This window comes from Bradyrhizobium commune (genome assembly GCF_015624505.1).
Classification (GTDB): Bacteria; Pseudomonadota; Alphaproteobacteria; order Rhizobiales; family Xanthobacteraceae; genus Bradyrhizobium; species Bradyrhizobium commune.
Window position 1 is genome coordinate 6,845,915 of sequence record NZ_CP061379.1, and the last position, 20,794, is coordinate 6,866,708.

General features: G+C 63.0%; 18 protein-coding genes. 2 read left to right on the top strand and 16 right to left on the bottom strand.

Annotation, left to right across the window (positions count from 1 at the left end):
• Positions 1-89: 89 nt before the first annotated feature.
• The 6 genes from IC761_RS32135 to IC761_RS32160 all read right to left on the bottom strand — a co-directional run bounded on the left by IC761_RS32135 (position 90) and on the right by IC761_RS32160 (position 5,854).
• The gene (locus tag IC761_RS32135; RefSeq protein WP_195800638.1) at positions 90-950 is read right to left on the bottom strand and encodes a D-amino-acid transaminase; all 861 of its coding nucleotides are present in this window, start codon (positions 948-950) and stop codon (positions 90-92) included.
• A 197-nt stretch (positions 951-1,147) separates the two neighbouring features.
• On the bottom strand, positions 1,148-1,879 hold the full coding sequence (locus IC761_RS32140) for an amino acid ABC transporter ATP-binding protein (RefSeq protein WP_195800639.1): 732 nt from the start codon (positions 1,877-1,879) through the stop codon (positions 1,148-1,150).
• Positions 1,880-1,891: 12 nt separating this feature from the next.
• Positions 1,892-2,584 (bottom strand): amino acid ABC transporter permease, encoded by a 693-nt coding sequence (locus IC761_RS32145; RefSeq protein WP_195800640.1) that lies wholly within the window; start codon positions 2,582-2,584, stop codon positions 1,892-1,894.
• A gap of 4 nt (positions 2,585-2,588) precedes the next feature.
• Positions 2,589-3,320, bottom strand: a complete 732-nt coding sequence (locus IC761_RS32150; RefSeq protein ID WP_195800641.1) for an amino acid ABC transporter permease — start codon at positions 3,318-3,320, stop codon at positions 2,589-2,591.
• A gap of 138 nt (positions 3,321-3,458) precedes the next feature.
• Positions 3,459-4,370: an amino acid ABC transporter substrate-binding protein gene (locus IC761_RS32155; RefSeq protein ID WP_195800642.1), complete on the bottom strand. Its 912-nt coding sequence runs from the start codon at positions 4,368-4,370 to the stop codon at positions 3,459-3,461.
• Between the two features lie 98 nt (positions 4,371-4,468).
• Complete coding sequence (locus IC761_RS32160) at positions 4,469-5,854, bottom strand: M20 family metallopeptidase (RefSeq protein ID WP_195800643.1); 1,386 nt, start codon at positions 5,852-5,854, stop codon at positions 4,469-4,471.
• 253 nt (positions 5,855-6,107) lie between these two features.
• Here IC761_RS32160 and IC761_RS32165 point away from each other — a divergent pair, with 253 nt between their 5' ends.
• Positions 6,108-7,487 (top strand): LLM class flavin-dependent oxidoreductase, encoded by a 1,380-nt coding sequence (locus tag IC761_RS32165; protein ID WP_195800644.1) that lies wholly within the window; start codon positions 6,108-6,110, stop codon positions 7,485-7,487.
• 18 nt (positions 7,488-7,505) lie between these two features.
• Here the strand turns inward: IC761_RS32165 and IC761_RS32170 are convergent, their stop codons facing one another.
• From IC761_RS32170 to IC761_RS32200, 7 genes are all read right to left on the bottom strand, one after another.
• On the bottom strand, positions 7,506-8,687 hold the full coding sequence (locus IC761_RS32170) for a polysaccharide deacetylase family protein (protein WP_195800645.1): 1,182 nt from the start codon (positions 8,685-8,687) through the stop codon (positions 7,506-7,508).
• A gap of 16 nt (positions 8,688-8,703) precedes the next feature.
• Positions 8,704-9,987 (bottom strand): lytic murein transglycosylase, encoded by a 1,284-nt coding sequence (locus IC761_RS32175; protein WP_195800646.1) that lies wholly within the window; start codon positions 9,985-9,987, stop codon positions 8,704-8,706.
• A 94-nt stretch (positions 9,988-10,081) separates the two neighbouring features.
• The gene (locus IC761_RS32180; protein ID WP_195800647.1) at positions 10,082-11,215 is read right to left on the bottom strand and encodes an outer membrane protein; all 1,134 of its coding nucleotides are present in this window, start codon (positions 11,213-11,215) and stop codon (positions 10,082-10,084) included.
• On the bottom strand, positions 11,172-12,602 hold the full coding sequence (locus IC761_RS32185; protein ID WP_195800648.1) for a S8 family peptidase: 1,431 nt from the start codon (positions 12,600-12,602) through the stop codon (positions 11,172-11,174). The genes IC761_RS32180 and IC761_RS32185 overlap by 44 nt, the downstream gene beginning before the upstream one ends.
• Complete coding sequence (locus IC761_RS32190; protein ID WP_195800649.1) at positions 12,599-13,480, bottom strand: hypothetical protein; 882 nt, start codon at positions 13,478-13,480, stop codon at positions 12,599-12,601. The genes IC761_RS32185 and IC761_RS32190 overlap by 4 nt, the downstream gene beginning before the upstream one ends.
• A 152-nt stretch (positions 13,481-13,632) precedes the next feature.
• On the bottom strand, positions 13,633-15,027 hold the full coding sequence (locus IC761_RS32195) for a L,D-transpeptidase scaffold domain-containing protein (protein ID WP_195800650.1): 1,395 nt from the start codon (positions 15,025-15,027) through the stop codon (positions 13,633-13,635).
• Between the two features lie 123 nt (positions 15,028-15,150).
• On the bottom strand, positions 15,151-16,812 hold the full coding sequence (locus tag IC761_RS32200; RefSeq protein ID WP_195800651.1) for a thiamine pyrophosphate-binding protein: 1,662 nt from the start codon (positions 16,810-16,812) through the stop codon (positions 15,151-15,153).
• A 140-nt stretch (positions 16,813-16,952) separates the two neighbouring features.
• Here IC761_RS32200 and IC761_RS32205 point away from each other — a divergent pair, with 140 nt between their 5' ends.
• The gene (locus tag IC761_RS32205) at positions 16,953-17,381 is read left to right on the top strand and encodes a TfoX/Sxy family protein (protein WP_195800652.1); all 429 of its coding nucleotides are present in this window, start codon (positions 16,953-16,955) and stop codon (positions 17,379-17,381) included.
• On the opposite strand, the gene IC761_RS32210 is transcribed toward IC761_RS32205, so the two are convergent.
• The 3 genes from IC761_RS32210 to IC761_RS32220 form a co-directional block, all read right to left on the bottom strand.
• On the bottom strand, positions 17,335-17,841 hold the full coding sequence (locus IC761_RS32210; RefSeq protein ID WP_195800653.1) for a GFA family protein: 507 nt from the start codon (positions 17,839-17,841) through the stop codon (positions 17,335-17,337). The two genes, IC761_RS32205 and IC761_RS32210, sit on opposite strands and share 47 nt — an antisense overlap.
• Positions 17,842-17,996: 155 nt before the next feature.
• Complete coding sequence (locus IC761_RS32215) at positions 17,997-19,121, bottom strand: alkene reductase (protein ID WP_195800654.1); 1,125 nt, start codon at positions 19,119-19,121, stop codon at positions 17,997-17,999.
• Positions 19,122-19,239: 118 nt separating this feature from the next.
• The gene (locus IC761_RS32220; RefSeq protein WP_195800655.1) at positions 19,240-20,736 is read right to left on the bottom strand and encodes an aldehyde dehydrogenase family protein; all 1,497 of its coding nucleotides are present in this window, start codon (positions 20,734-20,736) and stop codon (positions 19,240-19,242) included.
• Positions 20,737-20,794: the final 58 nt, after the last annotated feature.

Sequence of the window (20,794 nt, forward strand, 5' to 3'; positions counted from 1 at the left end):
AGCGTGCCCACCTTCTATCCAATTCATGGGAAGACGTGGGCATGGCGCAAGTGCGCCTTTGCCCACCCTACGATAGCCGAGGGCGCGCCTTAAACCGCCGTCGCCTTCGCGAACTCGACATAGATCTCGCGGAGCCGCGTCGCCATCGGGCCGGGCTTGCCGTCGCCGATGGCCTTGCCGTCGACCGTCACCACCGGCTGCACGAACTGCGAGGCGGAGGTGATGAAGGCTTCCTTCGCGGCAAGCGCCTCAGCCACCGTGAAGGACCGCTCTTCGACACGGAGCTGGCGTTCTTCGGCAAGCGCGATCACGGCCTTGCGGGTGCAGCCCGGCAGGATCGCGTTGGAATTCTTGCGGGTGACGATGACGTCGTCCTTGGTGAGAATGAACGCCGTGGACGAACCGCCTTCGGTCACATAGCCCTCCTGCAGCATCCAGGCCTCGCCCGCGCCGGCTTCTGCCGCGGCCTGCTTCGCCAGCACCTGCGCGAGCAGCGCGACGCTCTTGATGTCGCGGCGCTCCCAGCGAATGTCGGGCACCGTGATGACCTTGATGCCGGTCTTTGCCGAGGCCGCGTTGATGATGTCCTTCGCGGAGGTGAACATCACCAGGCTCGACTTGACGTCGCCCTTCGGGAAGGGGAAGTCGCGACCCTTGTCGGCGCCTCGCGTGACCTGGAGATAGACGAGGCCGCTTGCGACCTTGTTGCGCGCGATCAGCTCCTTCTGGATCTCGGTGACGCGCTCGAGCGTCTCCGGAAGCCTCAAGCTGATCTCCCCGACCGACCGCTCCAGCCGCGCCAGATGCGAGGCGTTGTCGACCAGCTTGCCGTCCAGCACCGCCGAGACCTCGTAGATGCCGTCGGCGAACAGAAAGCCGCGGTCGAGCACCGAGATTTTTGCTTCAGAAAGCGGGACGAATGAGCCGTTGACGTAGGCGATCGAGTCCAAGGCAGGTCTCCTGACGGAATGGGGAATTTGGGGCGTTATACGCCAGTTGAGGGGGCCGAGCACCCTCGTTTCGTCATTCCGGGGCATTCGCAAAGCGAATGAGCCCGGAATCCATAACCACCATCGGGAGTATGGACCCTCAGATGCGCAATTGCGCATCATAGCTCGCACGATGCGCGCCCCGGGATGACGATCAGTTAGTGCGACAGGATCTTCGACAGGAACTTCTGCGCGCGGTCGCTGCGGGGCTTGCCGAAGAAATCGTCCTTCGGCGCGTCCTCGACGATCTCGCCGCGGTCCATGAAGATGACGCGGTTGGCGACCTTGCGGGCAAAGCCCATTTCGTGGGTCACGACCATCATGGTCATGCCTTCGCGGGCGAGATCGACCATGACGTCGAGCACCTCGCTGACCATTTCCGGGTCGAGCGCCGAGGTCGGCTCGTCGAACAGCATGACGATCGGATCCATCGCGAGTGCGCGGGCGATGGCGACGCGCTGCTGCTGGCCGCCGGAGAGCTGGGCCGGAAATTTTTGCGCCTGCTCCTTCAGCCCGACGCGCTCCAGCAGCTGCATGCCCTTCGCCACCGCCTTGTCGTGCGATCGGCCGAGCACCTTCTGCTGCGCGAGGCAGAGATTCTCGATGATCTTCAGATGCGGGAACAGCTCGAAATGCTGGAACACCATGCCGACGCGCGAGCGCAGCTTTGGCAGATTGGTCTTGGGATCGTTGACCTTGGTGCCGTCGACACTGATGTCGCCGCCCTGGAACGGCTCCAGCGCGTTGACGCATTTGATCAGCGTCGACTTGCCCGAGCCCGAGGGGCCGCAGACCACGACGACCTCACCCTTGGTGACGCTGGTGGTGCAGTCGGTCAGCACCTGGAAGGTCGGGCTGTACCATTTGTTGACGTGGCTGATTTCGATCATGACCGATTGGCTCTATCGAATGATGGCGATGCGCGACTGGAGGCGGCGAACGCCGAAAGACGCGATACAGGAAATGGTGAAGTAGACGACGGCAGCGAACAGATACATTTCGACCAGGCGCCCGTCGCGCTGGGCGATCTTGCTGGCCGCGCCCAGAAAGTCGGGGATCGACAGCACGTAAACCAGCGAGGTGTCCTGGAACAGCACGATGGTCTGCGTCAGCAGCACCGGCAACATGTTGCGGAACGCCTGCGGCAGCACGACGTAGCGCATGCTCTGGGCGTAGCTGAGGCCGAGCGCACTGGCCGCGGCCGGCTGGCCGCGCGAGATCGACTGGATGCCGGCGCGCATGATCTCGGAGAAATACGCCGCCTCGAACATGATGAAGGTGATGAGCGAGGATGCGAATGCGCCAACGCTGATCGGGCGCGAGGCGCCGGTCAGCCACTGCCCGATATACGGCACCAGGAAGTAGAACCAGAAGATGACGAGCACCAGCGGCAGCGAGCGCATGAAGTCGACATAGAGGCCGGCGATGCGTCCAAGAACTCTGTAACCGGAGAGCCGCATCAGTGCGATGGCCGTGCCGAAGATCAGGCCGCCGAGTGCGGCGAGCGCCGTCAGCGTGACGGTGAACGTCATGCCCTCATAGAACAGATAGGGCAGCGCGCGGCGGATGACATCGAAATCGAAATTGCTGAGCATCGCGCTATTTCCCCGAGATGTAGCCGGGGATCGCGACGTAGCGCTCGAGGAAGCGCATCCCTGTCACGATGATGGCATTGGTGAGGAGATAGATCAGTGTCGCGGCCGTGAAGGCCTCGAACACCTGGAACGAGAACTCCTGCATCGAGCGCGCCTGACCGGTCAACTCGACCAGACCGATGGTGATGGCGACCGCCGTGTTCTTGATGGTATTGAGGAACTCCGACGTCAGGGGCGGCAGGATGATGCGGAACGCCATCGGCAGCAGCACATAGCGATAGCCCTGCACGGTGGTGAGCCCGAGCGCAGTCGCCGCCATCTTCTGCCCGCGCGGCAGCGAACCGATGCCGGCCTGCAATTGTACCGCGACGCGCGCCGACATGAAGAAGCCGATGCCGATCGCGGCCGTCCAGAACGGCGCGTTCGGCAATTGCTTCAGCCACAGCCCCGCAGCCTTCGGCAGCAGCTCCGGCAGCACGAAGAACCACAGGAACAGCTGCACCAACAGCGGCATGTTGCGGAAGAACTCGACCCAGCAGAAGCCGAACCAGTACGCGCCCTTCGACGGCAGCGTGCGCATGACGCCGATGAGCGAGCCGAAGATCAGCGCGATGACCCAGGCGAGCAGCGCCGTCTTCAGGGTCAGCACCAGTCCCGACAGCAACATGTCGAGATAGTTGCCGGTCCCCATCGGGTTCGGCTCGAAGAAAATTCCCCAATTCCAGTGGTAGTTCACGTGTCCCCCGCGCGAACGCGCCAATCACAGATCTCTTAACGAGGCCATTGGCGCCTATGCAAATGTCCGGCCACTTCCCTCCGGAATGACCGGAATGCCTTACCTCTCCCCGCACGCGGGGAGAGGTAAAATAGCATCTTACTTATAGTCGTCCGGGATCGGCGAGTCCGAGGGCTTTGCGAACTCGTTCTTCAGCTCGGCCGAGATCGGGGTGTTGAGGTTGAGACCCTTCGGCGGGATCTTGGCCGTGAACCACTTGTCGTAGATCTTCTGGCCTTCGCCGGAGGTGTAGAGCGCAGCGGTTGCGGCATCGACCACCTTCTTGAAGGGCGCGTCGTCCTTGCGGAGCATGATGCCGTAGGGCTCGGGCTTGGAGAACGCATCCTTGGAGATGACGTAATCGTCCGGCGATTTCGAGCCGGCCACGAGGCTCGCGAGCAGGATGTCGTCCATCACGAAGGCAACCGCGCGGTCGGTCTCGACCATCAGGAAGGCTTCGGCGTGATCCTTGGCCGGGATGATGTTGGCGCCGAGGCCCTTGGCGACGTTGGCTTCGGTCAGCTGCTTGATGTTGGTGGTGCCTGCGGTGGAGACCACCGTCTTGCCCTTGAGGTCATCGATCGACTTGAGGCCGCTCGACTTCTTGAACACGTAGCGGCTCGCGGTCAGGAAGTGGGTGTTGGTGAAGGCGACCTGCTTCTGGCGCTCGGCATTGTTGGTGGTCGAACCGCATTCGAGGTCGATGGTGCCGTTGGCCATCAGCGGGATGCGGGTCGCCGAGGTGACCGGGTTGAGCTTGACCTCGAGCTTGTCGAGCTTGAGCTCCTTCTTCACGGCATCGACGATCTTGTAGCAGATGTCCATCGCGAACCCGACGGGCTTCTGGTTGTCGTCGAGATAGGAGAACGGGATCGAGGAATCGCGGAAGCCGAGCGTGATGGCGCCGGTGTCCTTGATGTTCTTCAACGTGCCGGTGAGTTCCTCGGCGCCGGCCTGGCTGACGGCAAAGGTCGCGACGAGCGCGAGGCCGATGTGACGGAAATGTTTCACTTTTTCTCCCCTTTCAGGATGATGCGGCCGGATGCAAGCACATCTCGGCCCGGATTAGAATGTGACTTTCGGCTTGATGCCGGCTCGGGTTAACGGGCTCAGGTGAGAGGCTTTGGCAATTCCCCGAGATCCCAGAACAGGCCGGCCATCACCGTCAAGGCCTCTTCGGTCAATGGCAGCAGGATGTGCTCATTGGGCGCATGCTGGGAACAGCCGGGATAGGAGTGCGGAACCCAGATCGTCGGCAGGCCCAGAATCTCGGAAAACACGTCGTTCGGCAGCGAGCCACCGAAGTTCGGCAACACCGCCGGCGCCTTGCCGGTGGTCTCCTTCACCGAATCCGCCGCCCATGTAATCCAAGGGCTGTCGAAATCGGTGCGCGAGGCGGCAAAGCTCTGTGCGGCGCGCACCTCGACCATCGGAAAGCCCTTCGCAACCAGATGCGCGCGGACGGCGTCGATCAGGCCGTCGACCTTGGTGCCGACCACGAAACGCAGTTGCAGCACGGCGTTGGCGTGGCCGGGAATGGCATTCGCGGGCTTCGCGATATTGCCTGATGACATCGCCAGCACTTCGAGCGTGTTCCAAGCATAGAGCCGTTCGGCCGCCGACAATCCGTCCTCGCCCCAATTCTCTGCAAGCGCCGGCTCGTCCTCGGTCGGCACCACCTGCACGTCGGCGAGATAGCTTCGGATCTGGTTGGTGAGGCGCGGCGGCTTCAGCGCCTCGAGCTGAAGACGGCCGTGGCCATCGACCAGCGTCGAGATCGCATTGACCAGAATGGTCGCGGGGTTGGCGAGCACGCCGCCCCAATTGCCGGAGTGATGGCCGCCGTCGCGCAAGTTCACGTCGAGATGGATGCGGATGCCGCCGCGGCAGCCGAGGAACAGCGTCGGCCGATCCGCCGACAAGCGCGGCCCGTCGGAGGCCATGAACAAATCGGCCTTGAGCGCGTCGCGATTGAGATCGCAGACCTTGCCGAGATCGGGCGAGCCGATCTCCTCGCCCATCTCGACAATGAATTTCGCATTGAAGCCGAGCTTGCCGCCGCGGGCCTCGCGTACCGCGCGGAGTGCAGCCATGTTGATGCTGTGCTGGCCCTTGTTGTCGGCGGTGCCGCGGCCGTAAAGGCGAATGCCCGACGCGGTCGTACGCCAGGGATCGCGGCCGTCGCGCCACTCACCTTCCATGCCGTCGACGACGTCACCATGGCCGTAGATCAGAACGGTCGGCGCGGACGCGCTCTCTTGATGCTCGGCGAACAGGAACGGCGCCTTGCCGCTCGGGGATTCGACGATGCGGCTGGTGAAGTCGAGCGCCGCGAAAGCCGGCGCCATCTCCCGTTCCAGATAGGCGCGCAACTCAGTCCCGCGCGACGGATTCTGGCTCTCGGTCCGGTAGCCGACGCGGCGGTCGAGCTCGGTGAGGAACGTACCGGATTTGAAGTCGTCCCGTGCGCGGGCGATGGCGTCGGCTCTGGTCATTGCTTTCGTTTTCAAGGTTTCGAAGCGGAAGAGCGCAGTGGGCTACACTGGGCCTCGAAAGTGGCGGGGATCGGTATCGTTCTTGTAGTTCTCTTGGGATTTCGTTCTTGCTCCCTTGAGATTGGCTTGCCAAGGGCGGGAGCGCCGCTGATTTTGGCCTTGCCAAGCGCAAGTTATATGCAAGAACTTCGCCAAGTTGGGGCGCACGTCTATCATTCGAAGAGCGCTCAGTACAGGGCGCCGGGGGACCAGCATGGCCAAGCAGATCAGGCTCAACGCATTTGCGATGAATTGCGTCGCACATCAATCGCCGGGGCTGTGGACCCATCCGCGCGACCGCACCGCCGAATATAACCGCCTGCCCTACTGGATCGATCTCGCCAGGACGCTGGAACGCGGGCGCTTCGACGGACTGTTCCTGGCCGACGTGCTCGGCGTCTACGACGTCTATGGCAACAGCCCTGACGCAGCCTTGCGCAATGCAGCACAGACGCCGTCGAACGAGCCGCTGCTGCTACTCTCGGCAATGGCGGCGGTGACGAAAAATCTCGGCTTCGGCGTCACCAGCAATCTCTCGTTCGAGCCGCCCTATCCGTTCGCGCGGCGGATGTCGACGCTCGATCATCTCACCGAAGGCCGGATCGGCTGGAACGTCGTCACCGGCTATCTCGACAGCGCCGCGCGCGGTGCCGGCAAGGAGAAGCAGGTCGGGCATGACGACCGCTACGACATCGCCGACGAGTATATGGAGGTGGTCTACAAGCTCTGGGAGGGCAGCTGGGAGGACGACGCGGTATTGCGCGACCGCAAGCGCGGCATCTTCACCGATCCGTCAAAAGTTCATCGCGTCAATCATGAGAGCGCGAATTACCGCATCAACAACACCATTCATCTGAGCGAGCCGTCGCCGCAGCGCACGCCCGTGCTGTACCAGGCCGGCACCTCGCCGCGCGGCCGGCAGTTCGCCGCGAAGCACGCCGAATGCGTGTTCATGTCAGGACCGTCGGCCAAGATCATTGGGCCGCGGGTCTCCGCGATCCGCCAGGAGGCCGCCGCACTCGGCCGCAACCCGGCCGAGATTTTGATGTTCTCGATGATGACGATCATCCTCGGCAACACGGAAGCCGAAGCGGTGGCGAAATATGCCGACTACCGCTCGCATATCAGCCCCGAGGGCGCGCTGGCGCTGATGTCGGGTTGGACCGGCGTCGACTTCTCCGGCTACGACCTCGACCAGCAGGTCCGCCATGTCCAGAACGACGCCGGCCGCAGCGCGATGGACAACGTCACCCGCGCCGACCCCGACCGCGTCTGGACCGTGCGCGACGTCATCGAGCATGTCGGCATCGGCGGGGCCGGCCCGGTCGTGGTCGGCACGCCCGAGAGCGTCGCCGACAAGATCGAGGATTGGTTCGAGAAGACTGACGTCGACGGCCTCAACGTTGCCTTTGCGATCTCGCCGGGCGATTTTGAGGACATCGCCGACATGCTGGTGCCAGAACTGACCAGACGCGGACGGTACAAGCCGGAGTATGCCAAAGGCACGCTGCGGGAGAAGCTGTTCGGCGCGGGCCGCGCCAGGCTCGATGCGCCGCATCCGGCGGCGGGATATCGGGTGGGAAAGAAGGCGTAACCTTCAACCACCACTGCCTCATTCTCCCGCTGCCCGGCGACAGTCGAGCCACTTGATGAAGCCGACCGCCGGTCGCTTCATGAGACTAGCCAGGACCAGATGCGCCTTGGCGTCGGTATCATGGAAGAGAATGAAGCCGCGGCGCCACAGCAGCATGAGCGCGAAGACGCGCCGTTCGATCTCAGCCGGCGCCAGCATCTGGTGCCAGTCCTGAGAGTCGATATTCCACAGCGCGACCTTCACGTTCTGCGCGGCAAAAAACACTTCACTTCCCGGCAGCCGCTGCCCATAGGGAGGTCGAAACAACGCGACGCGGGAATTCGGGGCTGCCGCGCCAATCAACGCCTGGCTTCGCACAACCGATTCCCGCCATTGCGGCCAGGTGGCGTGGGAATAGTGGCTCCATCCGTGTGAACCAATGCACATCCCCGCATAGAGATCACTGACCGCGCGGGCGGACGTCGCCTGCGCGCGGGCTTGGAGCCGTTCGCCCAGGGCGAAGAAGATTGCATTAATCCCGCTTCTGCGAAGCCATTCGGTCAGCTGCATCGTGGCGTCAGCGCCGGATCCCACAACTTCGCTTGGGCCATCATCGAAGGTCAGCACGAACTGCCGGTCCGCCAGCTCCCAGCCCTGTAGCTCCCTGTCGTTGTACACGTCGATCTCGCTGCTGACGCGTGGAAACAGCGCAGCCAATCGAAGCAGTTCGTTGAGATATGTCTTGTGAAACCTGATCGCGTCGTTGAGCCAAGGCCGGTAGCGCGCGTCGACGCTGCTTTCGGACAGCGCGAGCGCAGACTTTCGCAGATCTCGCGCCTCGATCGTCACGGGACAGAAAGCGTCGGCATTGCCGCATCCCTCGATCGCGATCGCATAATTCGCCGCAAGAATGCGCCAAAGCTTGCGGCGCACGCGTTCGACCGAGGGCATGTCCACGATTTCGATATTGAGCTGCGCTCTCAGCTCCGGCGCCGTGAGGCTTTCGCTCTCGGCAAGCGCGCGGGCGAACACGAGCTCCTCGGCGCGCGATCTCCGGTCAAACCCGCTCGAGGAATCAATCACATCCGGCCAGGTCTCCTGGCGAGGGATTGCCACTTGCGATGGGCCTGCGCCGTACACTCCGGCGAACGGCAGGATGATGCTCGCGGCAATCAACCAAACCACCCCTGATCCGGAGAACGTCGATCGAGCCTTGTTCATTGGAACAGTCCGCGACCTAGGGATGACGCAAGTGGTCCAGCAATGCGCTCGAGGCAAATCCATCCGGAACGAGATTGGCCTTCTTCTCGAACGCCACGATCGCGGCGCTGGTGCGCGGGCCCAGCATGCCATCGCTTGGACCGGCATCAAAACCGTTTGACCGCAGCAGCGACTGGAGCTCCATCCGCTCAGCACTCGACAACACCCGCTCATCGCGCGGCCAGGGTTTGGAAATCCCGGCCTCGCCGCGAATGCGCCCGGCAAGCTGACAGACGGCGAAGGCGTAAGCGTAAGCCGGGTTGTATTGCTTGATGACGTCGAAATTTGGCAACAGCAAAAACGGCGGCCCGCGATGACCGGCTGGCACGGACAGGTTTGCCAGTTGCCGCTGATCAATGCTCCCATCGGCCAGCGGCCTCACCTCGGATTTCATCCATTCCGCGATCGGCCTGCGCTCGAGTACCAGGGCATAGTCGAAACCGGACGGCAGGTCGACTTCGACGGCACAAGGCGCATTGGCGCTCCAGCCGCTGGCATGCAGAACGTTTGCGATCGAGGCGAGCACATCCGACACATCGTCGATGATATCGGGCCTGCCATTTCCATCGAAATCGACTGCATAGTTGAGAAAAGTCGTGGGCATGAATTGCCCGCCGCCGAAGGCGCCCGACCACGATCCCCGGAAGCGATCGGCGGCGACATAGCCCCGCTGCAATATTTCGAGCGCAGCCAGGAACTGATCGCGAAAGTAGGCCTGTCGGCGTCCGCTACAGGCAAGCGTTGCGGTCGAGCGGATGACGGAAAACGGCCCGACCTCAGTGCCGTAATTGGTCTCCACACCCCAGATCGCAGCGATCACGTAGCGATCGACGCCGAACGCCTCTTCAACGGCATCGAACTGTGCACGAAAGCGCTCCAGCGCCGCTCGGCCAGCCGCGATCTTGCCATCGTTCACGACGATGTCGAGATACTGCCAGAGCGCCAGCTCGAACTCCGGTTGGAATTGCAGGCGTTCGAGAACCACCGGATCCGGTTCAAGCGCCGACGTCGCACCGTCGAATGTTTGCCGCGAGACGCGACGCAGGGCCTCCGGGGCAATCTGGGCCATGCAGGATTTGAACGCGCGCGCAGTATCCGACGGCTCGTCAGGCGCGATCGTCGCGCTGCCGGCGGCTGATCGATCGTCCGCGGCGCTCGCATGGCCGCAAAGGCTGGCCACGAGGAACGTCGCCGCGGCAAGGCCGCGATGAATTCGCGCAACCGACGCAGGATTGATGTTCTGACCTCGCTTCGGAAGCATCAGGCATCGCCACCACAGCACTGGCACGCACAGACTCAGCCGGAAAATCAAACCTGATCTCCCGGCGAGCTCGAAACAACGGCCCTGCTCTTCCCTACGGAGGAGGCGGAGCCGCACCCGGACGATAGTTGAAGCCAACCGCTATCCGCATCTGATTGCTGCGGACGTTGTAGTCGAACCCGGGGGAGAAGAGTGGCGCGCGAAAAGTGTCACCGCAGAACCATGAATAAGTGGCCTGACCATAGGCGGTCCACTGTCCATTGCCCATATGCCAGTCCGGCCGCGTCAATTCCGCGCCAATCCCGACCAAAGCGCCGGTCGCCGTGTGGCTCTCTCGCAGGACCGGGCCGGTGAAATTGCTTTCCAGATCGTAATTCAGGAACTCGACGCCGCCGAGCGCGTAAAGCTGCGCCCGTGGCGTGACCCAATATCCCGCCTTGACGCCCAGATCAGCGGTCCAGTTGTAGTGCGTGCCGATGAAAGAGCCGCCCGGAAAACCGTGATCCACGGACTGCCCGAGATAGTTGAACGACGCAAACGGGCCGAAGGTTGCGCCCGGCAATCCAAATCCGCCGAAATCGTATCCTCCCTGGACCCCGATCCCACCGAGAACATCGGAATCGTTGAGCCGGCTGGTCGTGGTCATGGTCCCCGTGATGCGCTCACGGATCATCGGATTCGAGAAAGCCCCGGATCCGTTCATGCCGATGTAGAACCCGCTCCAGGTGTAGGGCACTGGCGTGATGGGCGTCATCCCGCCCACCATGCTGCCGCCGGTCGGCTGGAATTGCAGCGTTGTGCCGTCAGGAAGAGTGATGGTTCCACCGTTCTGAACCACCTCACTCGGGACCTGGGTCGTGTACGGCGGCTTGCCGATGGTCTCGACGAGGACGTCGAAATAAGCGGTCGTCTTGCGTACGTCGGTCTTGTTGTCGGCAGGAATGTGCTTCCTGGCGGTCGCGTGGTGCTTGTCGAGATGAAGCTTGTAGGAATGATGCGTCGGCTCGCCGGTCGAGGTCTTGCCGGTTAGAGTGATGGTCGTGCTGCTCTGTTCGGTGTCGGGCTTTTTTGCCGTCACATCCGTGTCGTTGACGACGGCATGGGCGGCGCTCGAGAGTGCGAGCGTCGCAAAGCATGCAAGTAGCATTGTCCTGAACTTAAGCATTACCCCCTCCAGAGAAAGACTAACCAACATTGAGCTTGTATCGCACTTCACGCTGCGCCCCATTGCCGTGCTGCACGATCAACCGGACATTCCAGACCTTGGCTCCCGCGAGAGCGGAAGCCGCAATATCGCCGAGTGGACCATCGGATGAAACCGGCTTGGCGATCGTTCCCACCGGTTTCCACGTTTGCGGATTATCGCCCTGCCCGATCTCGATGCGCGCCGACTTGAAGGCATTGGCATCGGCCGTTCCAAACACGCGCACCACGGTCGCATTGCCTTTCTGAACCGGCGCGAGCCTGCTGATGCCGGCAAGAAGGAAGTAGTCCTTGGGTGCCGCGAGCGCGGCACTCGCATCGACAATTCCGTAGCCGGTATATTGGTCGACACCCGGGAGCCCGACGTCACGCGCCGTGCTCTTGATGATCTGCATCACCTGCACGTTGGTCAGGCTCGGATCCTTCGCAATCATCAAAGACGCCAGGCCCGTGACCAGAGGTGCGGCGAACGACGTGCCGCTTGCGCGGTAGTAGCGCTTGTCGGAGCCGACAAAATGCGATCCGGCGATGTACTTGCCGCCTGGGATCGACACCATGGTGTCCGTCCGACGGGCGCGAAGGCTCATCACGTCGACGCCGGGCGCGGCAACGGAGATGTTCTTGCCCCAGTTCGAGAACGGCGCGTGCTGATCGTTGACATCCGTTGCACCGACGACGAGCACTTTGTCGGAGGCGGCGATCCCGTAATTGCTGACGTCGACGCCCTCATTGCCGGCCGCCGCGACGATGACCGCCCCCTTGGAAAAGGCGTGCTCGACCGCCGCGCGCTCGGCCTCCGTGATCTTGTTGCCGCCAATGCTGAGGTTGATGACGCGCGCGCCGTGATCGGCAGCAAAGGTGATGGCTTCGGCGATCTTGCTGGCACGCGCACGACCGAAATCGTCGATGCCCTTGAGGATCATCAGCCGCGCGAATGGATTGACTCCGGCCATCCCGTCCTTGTCGCTCCAGGCCGCGGCGATGATGCCGGCAACCAGCGTCCCGTGTCCGTCGTGATCCCAGGGGCGGTTGTTGTTCTGGATGAAATTCCAGCCGATGACGTCATCGACAAAACCGTCCTTGTCGTCGTCGATGCCGTTCCCTTGCGTTTCCGCGGGATTGCGCCAGAGACTGTCCCAGCTGAAGTTTCGGTGATCCCAGTCCAGCCCGGTATCGATCACCGCGACAATGACGGGCTGGGCGTCGCGTTTCACAAGACGCCAGGCCGATTGCGGCGAGCTGTCAAATCCGATGCGCTGCAGCGCCCATTGATCGGCAAACTCCTGCTTCCACGAACCTTTGCTCGAGAAGTAGCGCACCTCCGGCGGCGACAGCATGTCCTCCGCGCCGGCCGGACTGCCGCACATCAGCATGCACTGCAAGACAAGGAGGAGCGAGAAGCGGCCTTTCATCGCGCGCTCCGCAGATGGATCGTGACGGACGGAATCTCTCCGTCGTGCCCGCCGGCTCCCTCGATCGACGCCCTCGCCTGACGAACGGGAGGGACCTGCTTGCTCCTGCAAGCGTCGTCACCGATCGGCGGAGCGTTCCCATAGTTGAAGACCTTGAAATCCAGCGTCTTATACGCGCTCGAGAGACTGAGCTTGCCGAAACCGTAGCTGCTCAATTCGCTCCGCTTCAAACTTGCCGTGCAGGTGTTGTCGAGGCCCGTCGTGCAGCCGGGAAATGCAAGATCATATCCACCGTCGAGCTTCACGGGGGACGACCAGGGGAGCATGTGCTCCGGCGACATCAGCGCAAAGGTCTGTCCCGACTCGGATCCCGTGTAGTGCAGACCGATCGTGTCGTCCGGGGGCGGTGTCTTTTTCCCGGAGTCGCTCGGCGGTCCGCCGAGATCGCCGACAACCGGCACGACATCGGTGCCATCGTCTGGAGGTTTCGGGGTATTGTTGCCCTGAGCAGGAGGATCATCCGTATTCAGCGTCATGGTCGGAGGCGTATTTTGCGCCGGATCGTCCGTGTTCAAAGTCATCGTCTGTGACGGCTGAAGCAGGATATACGGTCCGGTATAGAGAGGCGCTGGTGTCGGCGATGGATCCGGCTGCGGATCGAAGCGAGAGAAATCGTATTGGATCCAGATGTGACTGTAGGGCGATAGCCCACCGAAGCCGCTGAGGCCGCCGGTGTAACCGACCCATGTCGTGTATCCGCATCCATCCCAGGAGGTGCTGATCTGCGGCGGCGGCGCGCTCACGGGATCTGCGGCCGTCGCAATCTGAGTTTGCGCGGCAAGCAATGCGGGGAAAATTGACCAAGCGAACTTGCGCATGAGTCACAACTGCGAAAATTACAACTGAGAATGGAAATTTACCGGGCAATCTTAGTACGGTTCGTTGTGGCAAAAGCGGCACATTTAGAAATATTCACGCCCGTGTGCGCCGGCTGACGGCCGCGCCGACGACGATCGGTTTGGCCTCTTAATCAAGTCCGACCAACGACTTGCTTGAGCCGCGACGTCACATTGCGGGCATCGAGCGCGGCCTCAACTTTTGCGTCCAAGCCGTAGATATCGGGCAGCAGAACCAGCGCGCCCTTGGCGTCCACATAGGCCGTTTGATAGGTCAGGTGAACGGGGATCGGCTTGGGAAACCTGAACTCGATCTCGTTGGGGCCAAACAGCGAAAACAGGCGTTCAGGCGGATACTGCTCGCCCGGATATGCGCTCGCAAGCAGAAAGCCCGCATAATAGATCGCATTCTCCACCCGGACGCAGCCGTGGCTATAGGCGCGTTCGTCCTGATCAAACAGCCGCTGATCGGGTGTGTCGTGCTGATAGACGAGAAACTTGTTTGGGAAATTGAAGCGCACGTGGCCTTCGGCGTTTTCGTCACCGGGAGCTTGGTAGAGGCGCAACGTTCCGTTCGCCCGCCACTCGGCCTTCAGTCCAAGCCGATCCAGCACGTCGGGATCCTTCTCCAACCTCGGCATGATCTCTCGTTTCACCATCTCGTCCGGTACATTCCAGATCGGATTGAGCGTGAGCGACGTCATGGGAACGCTGAGCAAGGGCGTCGGAAGCGCACGCTCACCGACGATTGCTCGTCCGATGAATTTCACCACGCCTTCCTGCGTGAACGTCAGCCGGTATTGAGGAATGTTGACGATGACGTTGGTTGCCCCGAGGTCGCGAGGATACCAGCGCCATCGCTCCATGTTATCGATGATGGTTCGGATCTTGCCTGACCGCGAGGCGAGGTTATTCTCTGCTGCAGGGCCCGCACGCAACTCGGCCAGCTTAGTCCTCAACGCGCGGTATTCGGCGGCGGACGGCGCCAGCAAATTCAGCGCGCCACCGACATCGGTCATGCCAGCGAGTTCATCGAGCAATGGACGCACCTCGAAGCGCGTGCGCTCGAATTGGGTCATGCGCCCGAAATCATCGCCGGATATTCTCCCGAATTGAACATCCCGCGCATAGCGCAATACCGCGGCGGTCAATTCGAGCTCCGAACGCGCCATCGCGCCGTCGGAGGCAAGCGACATAGGCGCGATCCGGTAGTCGACGGGATCAAGCCCTTCCGAGCCCGCCTGCGCCAGCAACTGGATCGCCGACACGCCGCGCGCGTTCGGCCTTCCATCGTCAATCCAGACACGTTCGTATCGCCGGGACCGATAGAAGCCGAGAACCGCGGCGCGGTCGGACCATCTGGGAAAGAGGCGATCAGCTATTCGCGCGTTCAGCAGCAGCTTCAGTCTGAGGGGACTGCTCTCGCCTTGTTCGGGCAGCTTCAGTGGCCAATAGATTCGCCAACCCGCCAAAGCCGCCAGCAAAAGAGCGGCGACTCCCAGAGAGACGCTTGCGCGGCGGCCGAGCATCTTGGATGTTTGCTCCAGTAGTCGTGTCCGTTGCGATATTCGTCCGCGCTTCAAATCCGATTGGTTTGGCAACCGACCATCCAGATGGCCGGGCACCGATCAAGACTGACAGGTTATTCCACCTCACACCTTCCCGTCCACCATCACCTCGATCAGCTTCGTTCCCGGCCGGTTGAACGCCGACGACAGCGCCGCCTTCAGCTCACGGTGATCACTGACCTTGATCGCTTCGCAGCCCAGCGCCTTCGCCATGCCGGCGAAATCCACCGGCGGATCGGCGAAATCCATGCCGACGTAATTGTCATCGCCATGGAAGGCAAGCAGGCGCTGCTTGATGATGCGATAGCCGCCATTGTTGGCGATGACGACGTTGAGCGGCAGCTTGTGATGCGCCGCCGTCCACAGCGACTGGATCGAATACATCGCGCTGCCGTCGCCTGAGAAACAAACGACAGGTCGATCCGGATTGGCGATGCTGGCGCCGACCGAGGCCGGCAGACCCCAGCCGATGCCGCCGGAGGCGAGCCCGTGATAGCCGTAGCGATCGCGGTGCGGACGCAGCGCCGTGATCTGGCGGCTGGAGGTGAGGCCTTCGTCGACGAGGATGGCATTGGCCGGCATCGCCTCGACCATTTGCAGCACCAGATAGTCTGGATCGATCGGCGCTCGGCCTGCACTCCTGCCGATCTGCTCGACCAACGCGGCACGGCGCGCGCTCCAATTCTTCGGCGCCAGCTCGGCGAGGCGCTGCCTGGCGCGTTGCACCAGTATGGCGCCGCCCATCTCCTTCAGCACCGGGATCAGCGCACGCAGCGTCTCCTTCACATCGGCCTTGAGCGCAATCTCCGCACCAAAATTCTTGGCGATCTCCCAATCAGCCAGGCCGACCTGGAGAATGGGCAATCCGTCCGGCAGCGGGTCGACCTCGCTATAGACCGACATGCGTACAGGATCGCCGCCGAGCGCGACCAACAGATCGTAGGGTGCGAGCGTATCGCGCGCGGCCTTCTGCACACGCGCCAGCGTGCCGACGAAGCTCGGGCTCTCGGAGAGGAAGTGCGAGCCATAGGGCGTCGAGGACTGGTAGGCGGCGGCGCCCAGCAGCTCGGCGAGCTCGGCAGCCTCCTTCAGCGCATCGCTCTTCACCACCTCGTCCATGGTGACGACCACCGGGCGCTCGGCTTTCAACAGGCGCGCAGCAAAGGCGCGCAGCGCCTCGTCCGACGGTTTTGTTCGTGCATCGATGCGGGTGGAACGACCGAGATCGATGCCGGCCTCGCTGTTGAGGATGTCGCCCGGCAGCGAGATGAACACCGGCCCGGTCGGCGGCGTCATCGCGACCTTGGCAGCGCGGCGCACGATGCGCGGCAGATCCTCAAGCCGCGTCACCTCGACGGCCCATTTCACCAGCGGCTCGGCCATGCGCACCAAGGGTCCGTAGAGCACCGGCTCCATCAGGCCGTGGCCCTGCTCCTGCTGGCCCGCGGTCAGGATCATCGGCGTGCCCGTGAACTGGGCGTTGTAGAGCGAGCCCATCGCATTGCCGAGGCCGGGCGCGACGTGGACATTGCATGCGACCAGCTTCCCGGAGGCGCGGCTGTAGCCGTCGGCGATCGCCACCACCAGGCTCTCCTGCATCGCCATCACATAGGTGAGGTCGGGATGGTCCTTCAGCGCATGCATGATCGGCAGCTCGGTGGTACCGGGATTGCCGAACAGGTGCGTAATGCCCTCGTCCTTGAGCAGCGCGAGAAAAGCGGAGCGGCCGGTGATCTTGTTCTTCATGTTTCCTCCAGGAGCGGCCGTTGCCGCAAGGGCGGAGGCATGATGGACGAAGTCACGGGATGCGCGCAAGGAAGCGCGGTCATGGCTGCGTTGCGCACGCGAGGAGAAGCTGGAAAGATGGGCCGAAGCCGGAGGACGTCATGGCTTACGATGAAGGCACCGCCGCACGGGTTCGCAGATTGCTGGCAGGCCAACGCCACGTGGCGGAAAAGAAGATGATGGGCGGGCTTTGCTTCATGGTGGACAACGTCATGTGCTGCACCATCAGCGGCCGTGGCGGCATGCTGTTTCGTGTCGGCCCGGAAGCGCATGCGGGCATGTTGAAAAAGCCACACACGAGCCCAATGGAAATGCGCGGGCGCATCATGACCGGCTTCGTCCGGGTGTCCGACGAGGGCACGCGAACCGAGGCCGGGCTCAGGGTCTGGGTGAAACGCGCACTCGATTTCGTGGCAACGATGCCGGCCAAGCCGCCGGCGAAGAAGGCTGCGCCGCGCACGGCGGCGCCGACAAGCACAAAGGCTAAAGCGCCTCCTCGCGGCCGAGTTCGAACAGGTCTTCGCCGCTAGCGCGCTTCTTCTTTTTCGAGCGCTGCCAGACCACGCCCGGAAAGCCCTTCAGCGGCACCAGCGGTTCGCCGGTATAGGCCCATTCCTGGAGCTCTTCGATCGCGATGTGATAAAGCGGCTGGCGGCCGGTGCGCTCTTTGAACAGTGCGCGGGGGATGTTGACCATATGCGGACCACGCGGGCGCTCATAGGCGATCGGCGTGCCGCAATGGGCGCAGAAGCTGCGCGCGGTTTTGGTCGCCTTGTCCTCGTAGCGGGTGAGCGCGGTCTTGCCAGAGGTGATGCGAAAGCGCGTTTTCCAGCTGCCGACATAGGTGGCGTAGGCCGCGCCATGGGCACGGCGGCTACTGGCCGAATGATCGTGCCAGGCCCAGCGCGCGGGGACGTCGATCTCGAAGGTAACCTTGCCGCAGAGGCACTGGCCGGTGGCGATACCTGCGGCAGCTGCGGCTTTTGCCATCGAAGTCTCCTCATCGTCATTACGACGACAATACACGATTGTCATTCCGGGACGCGCCGAAAGGCGCGGACCCGGAATCCATCGAGCGGCAAGCCAGGACGTGAAACGGATTCCGGGCGCGACGCTCCGCGTCGCCCCGGAATGACAGGGAACGCTTACGCCGGCGTCAATTCGTACACGGGATAATCCGTATAGCCCTTCTCCTCGCCGCCATAGAACGTCGCGCGGCTATATGGCGTGATCGGGTAATCGTGCGCGAGGCGCCGCGGCAGGTCGGGGTTGGAGATGAAGATCCGGCCGAAGGCGATGATGTCGGCGTGGCCGTCGGCGATCGCGGCATTGGCGCTCTCACCGGTAAAGCCGCCAGCGGTCATGAGCACCCCGCTGTAGTGCGGACGGAACAGCACCATGGCCGAGGGCACGTTCTCCCAATGAACGTCCGCACGACCGGCGCCGCTCGAACGCGGCTCGATGAAATGCAGATAGGCCAGACCGAGCTTGTCGAGCGCCTTCACCACATGGGTGTAGAGCGGCATCGGATCAGGCTCGCCGGAATCGTTGGCGATGCCGTGCGGCGACAGCCGCACGCCGACGCGGTTGGCGCCCCAGACGTCGATCGCGGCCTGCGTGACTTCAAGCAGCAGCCGCGCGCGGTTCTCGATCGACCCGCCATATTGGTCGGTGCGCTGATTGCTGCGCGACTGCAAAAACTGCTCGAGCAGATAGCCGTTGGCGCCGTGGATCTCGACGCCGTCGAAGCCGGCGGCGAGCGCGTTCTTCGCGCCCAGCCGGAACGCTTCGACGATGCCCTTGACCTCGTCGGTCTCCAGCGCGCGGGGCGTCTCGTAATCGGCGATCTTGCCGTCGGCGGTCATCGCCTTCATGCCTTCCGCCTTGATCGCGATCGCCGAGGCCGACACCGGCATCGCGCCACCGTGGAACGAGGAATGCGAGACGCGGCCGACATGCCAGATCTGGAGGAAGATGATGCCGCCCTTGGCGTGCACGGCGTCGACCACCTTACGCCAGCCGGCAATCTGCGCCTCCGAATAGATGCCCGGCGTCGCCGGATTGCCGCGGCCGTGCGAGAGCACTGGCGACGCCTCGGCGATGATCAGGCCGCCTGGCGTGGCGCGCTGGCCGTAATATTCGGCGTTGAGCGGCCGCGGCGAAAAGCTCTCACGCTCGGCCCGCATCCGGGTGAGCGGCGCCATCGCGACGCGATGCGCGAGCTTGTACGGACCGACCTGCAACGGTTGGAACAACGCCGGATATTTCATGCTGGCCCCAATTGGCTATGGAAGGATGCGCATCATATAGCGAGGGCGGCCGCCGGAAAAGGCACCGCCCCCGCAAGAGAAAATATTCCCTCTCGCGGGAGGCGAGAGAGAAGGAAACCTACGCCGTCTTGATCCAGACGGCCTTCACGTTGAGATATTCCTCGACATGCTGCTTGCCGGATTCGCGGCCGTAGCCGCTCATCTTGTAGCCGCCGAAGGGCATGGCGGGGTCCATCGCCTGGTAGCAATTCACCCACACCGAGCCGGCGCGCAGGCTCTTCGCGACCGCGTGCGCCTTACTGACGTCGCGCGTCCACAGGCCCGAGCCGAGGCCGAATGTGGTGTTGTTGGCGCGCTTGATCAGCTCGTCCATGTCCTTGAAGGCGATCGCTGAGATCACCGGACCGAAGATCTCCTCCTGCGCGATGCGCATGTTGTCCTGGACATTGGCGAACACGGTCGGCGAGACGAAGAAGCCCTTGGCCAACGCGCCTTCGGTGACGCGGCCGCCGCCGGCGAGCGCCTTGGCGCCTTCCTTCTGGCCGATGTCGAGATAGCCGGTGACGCGCTCGAGCTGCTGCTCGGACACCAGCGGTCCGATCTGGGTGTTCGGATCGAGGCCGTTGCCGACTTGCAGCTTCTTGCCGAACTCGGCGACGCGGCCGACGAACTCTTCGTAGATCGACTGCTCGACGAACAGGCGCGTGCCCGCGCTGCAGATCTGGCCGGAGTTGGCGAACACCGCCATCGCCGCACCCGGCACGGCGGCATCGAGATCGGCGTCGCCAAACACGATGTCCGGCGACTTGCCGCCGAGCTCGAGCGAGACGCGCTTGAGGTTGCCGGCCGAGGCGCGGATGATCGACTGTCCCGTGACATGCGAGCCGGTGAAGGCAACCTTGTCGACGTCGTGATGCGAGGCAAGCGCTGCGCCCGCGGTCTCGCCGTATCCGGGGACGACGTTGATGACGCCTGCCGGCACGCCGGCTTCCATCGCGAGCTCGGCGATGCGCAGCGAGGTCAGCGGCGCTTCTTCGGCGGGCTTCAGCACCACGGTGCAACCGGTCGCGATCGCCGGGCCGATCTTCCAGATCGTCGCGGTGAGCGGACCGTTCCAGGGAATGATGGCGCCGACGACGCCGACAGGCTCCTTCAGCGTGTAGGAGAAGATCTCGCCGGGTAGCGAGTTCTCGACGGTCTCGCCGTGGATCGCAGTGGTCTGGCCGGCGTAATAGCGCAGCATGCCGACGGCACGCAGGCGGTAGGCGCGGGTGCGGCTGAGCGGAGCGCCCATGTCGAGCGTGTCGAGCTGCGACAATTCGTCGAAATTTTTCTCGACGAGATCGGCGAGCTTGAGCAGCAGGTTCTGCCGCTCGAACGGCTTGACCTTGCTCCAGGGCCCCTCGAAGGCGCGGCGGGCGGCCGAGACGGCGCGGTCGATATCTTCCTTGTCGCCCTCGGCGACGGTTGCGAGCAGTTCGCCGGTCGCTGGGTTATGGGTTTCGAAGCGCTTGCCGGAGGCCGCGTCGACCCACTTCCCATCGATCAGCATCTGCTTGTAGGACCCGTTGGCGAACGGATGGCGCGTGATCGGAATAGCCTGCGACACAGCCATGGCTGCACTCCCTAGTCAGGTGATTGATTGGTTTCGATCTGGGTGGGATCGTTAGGTG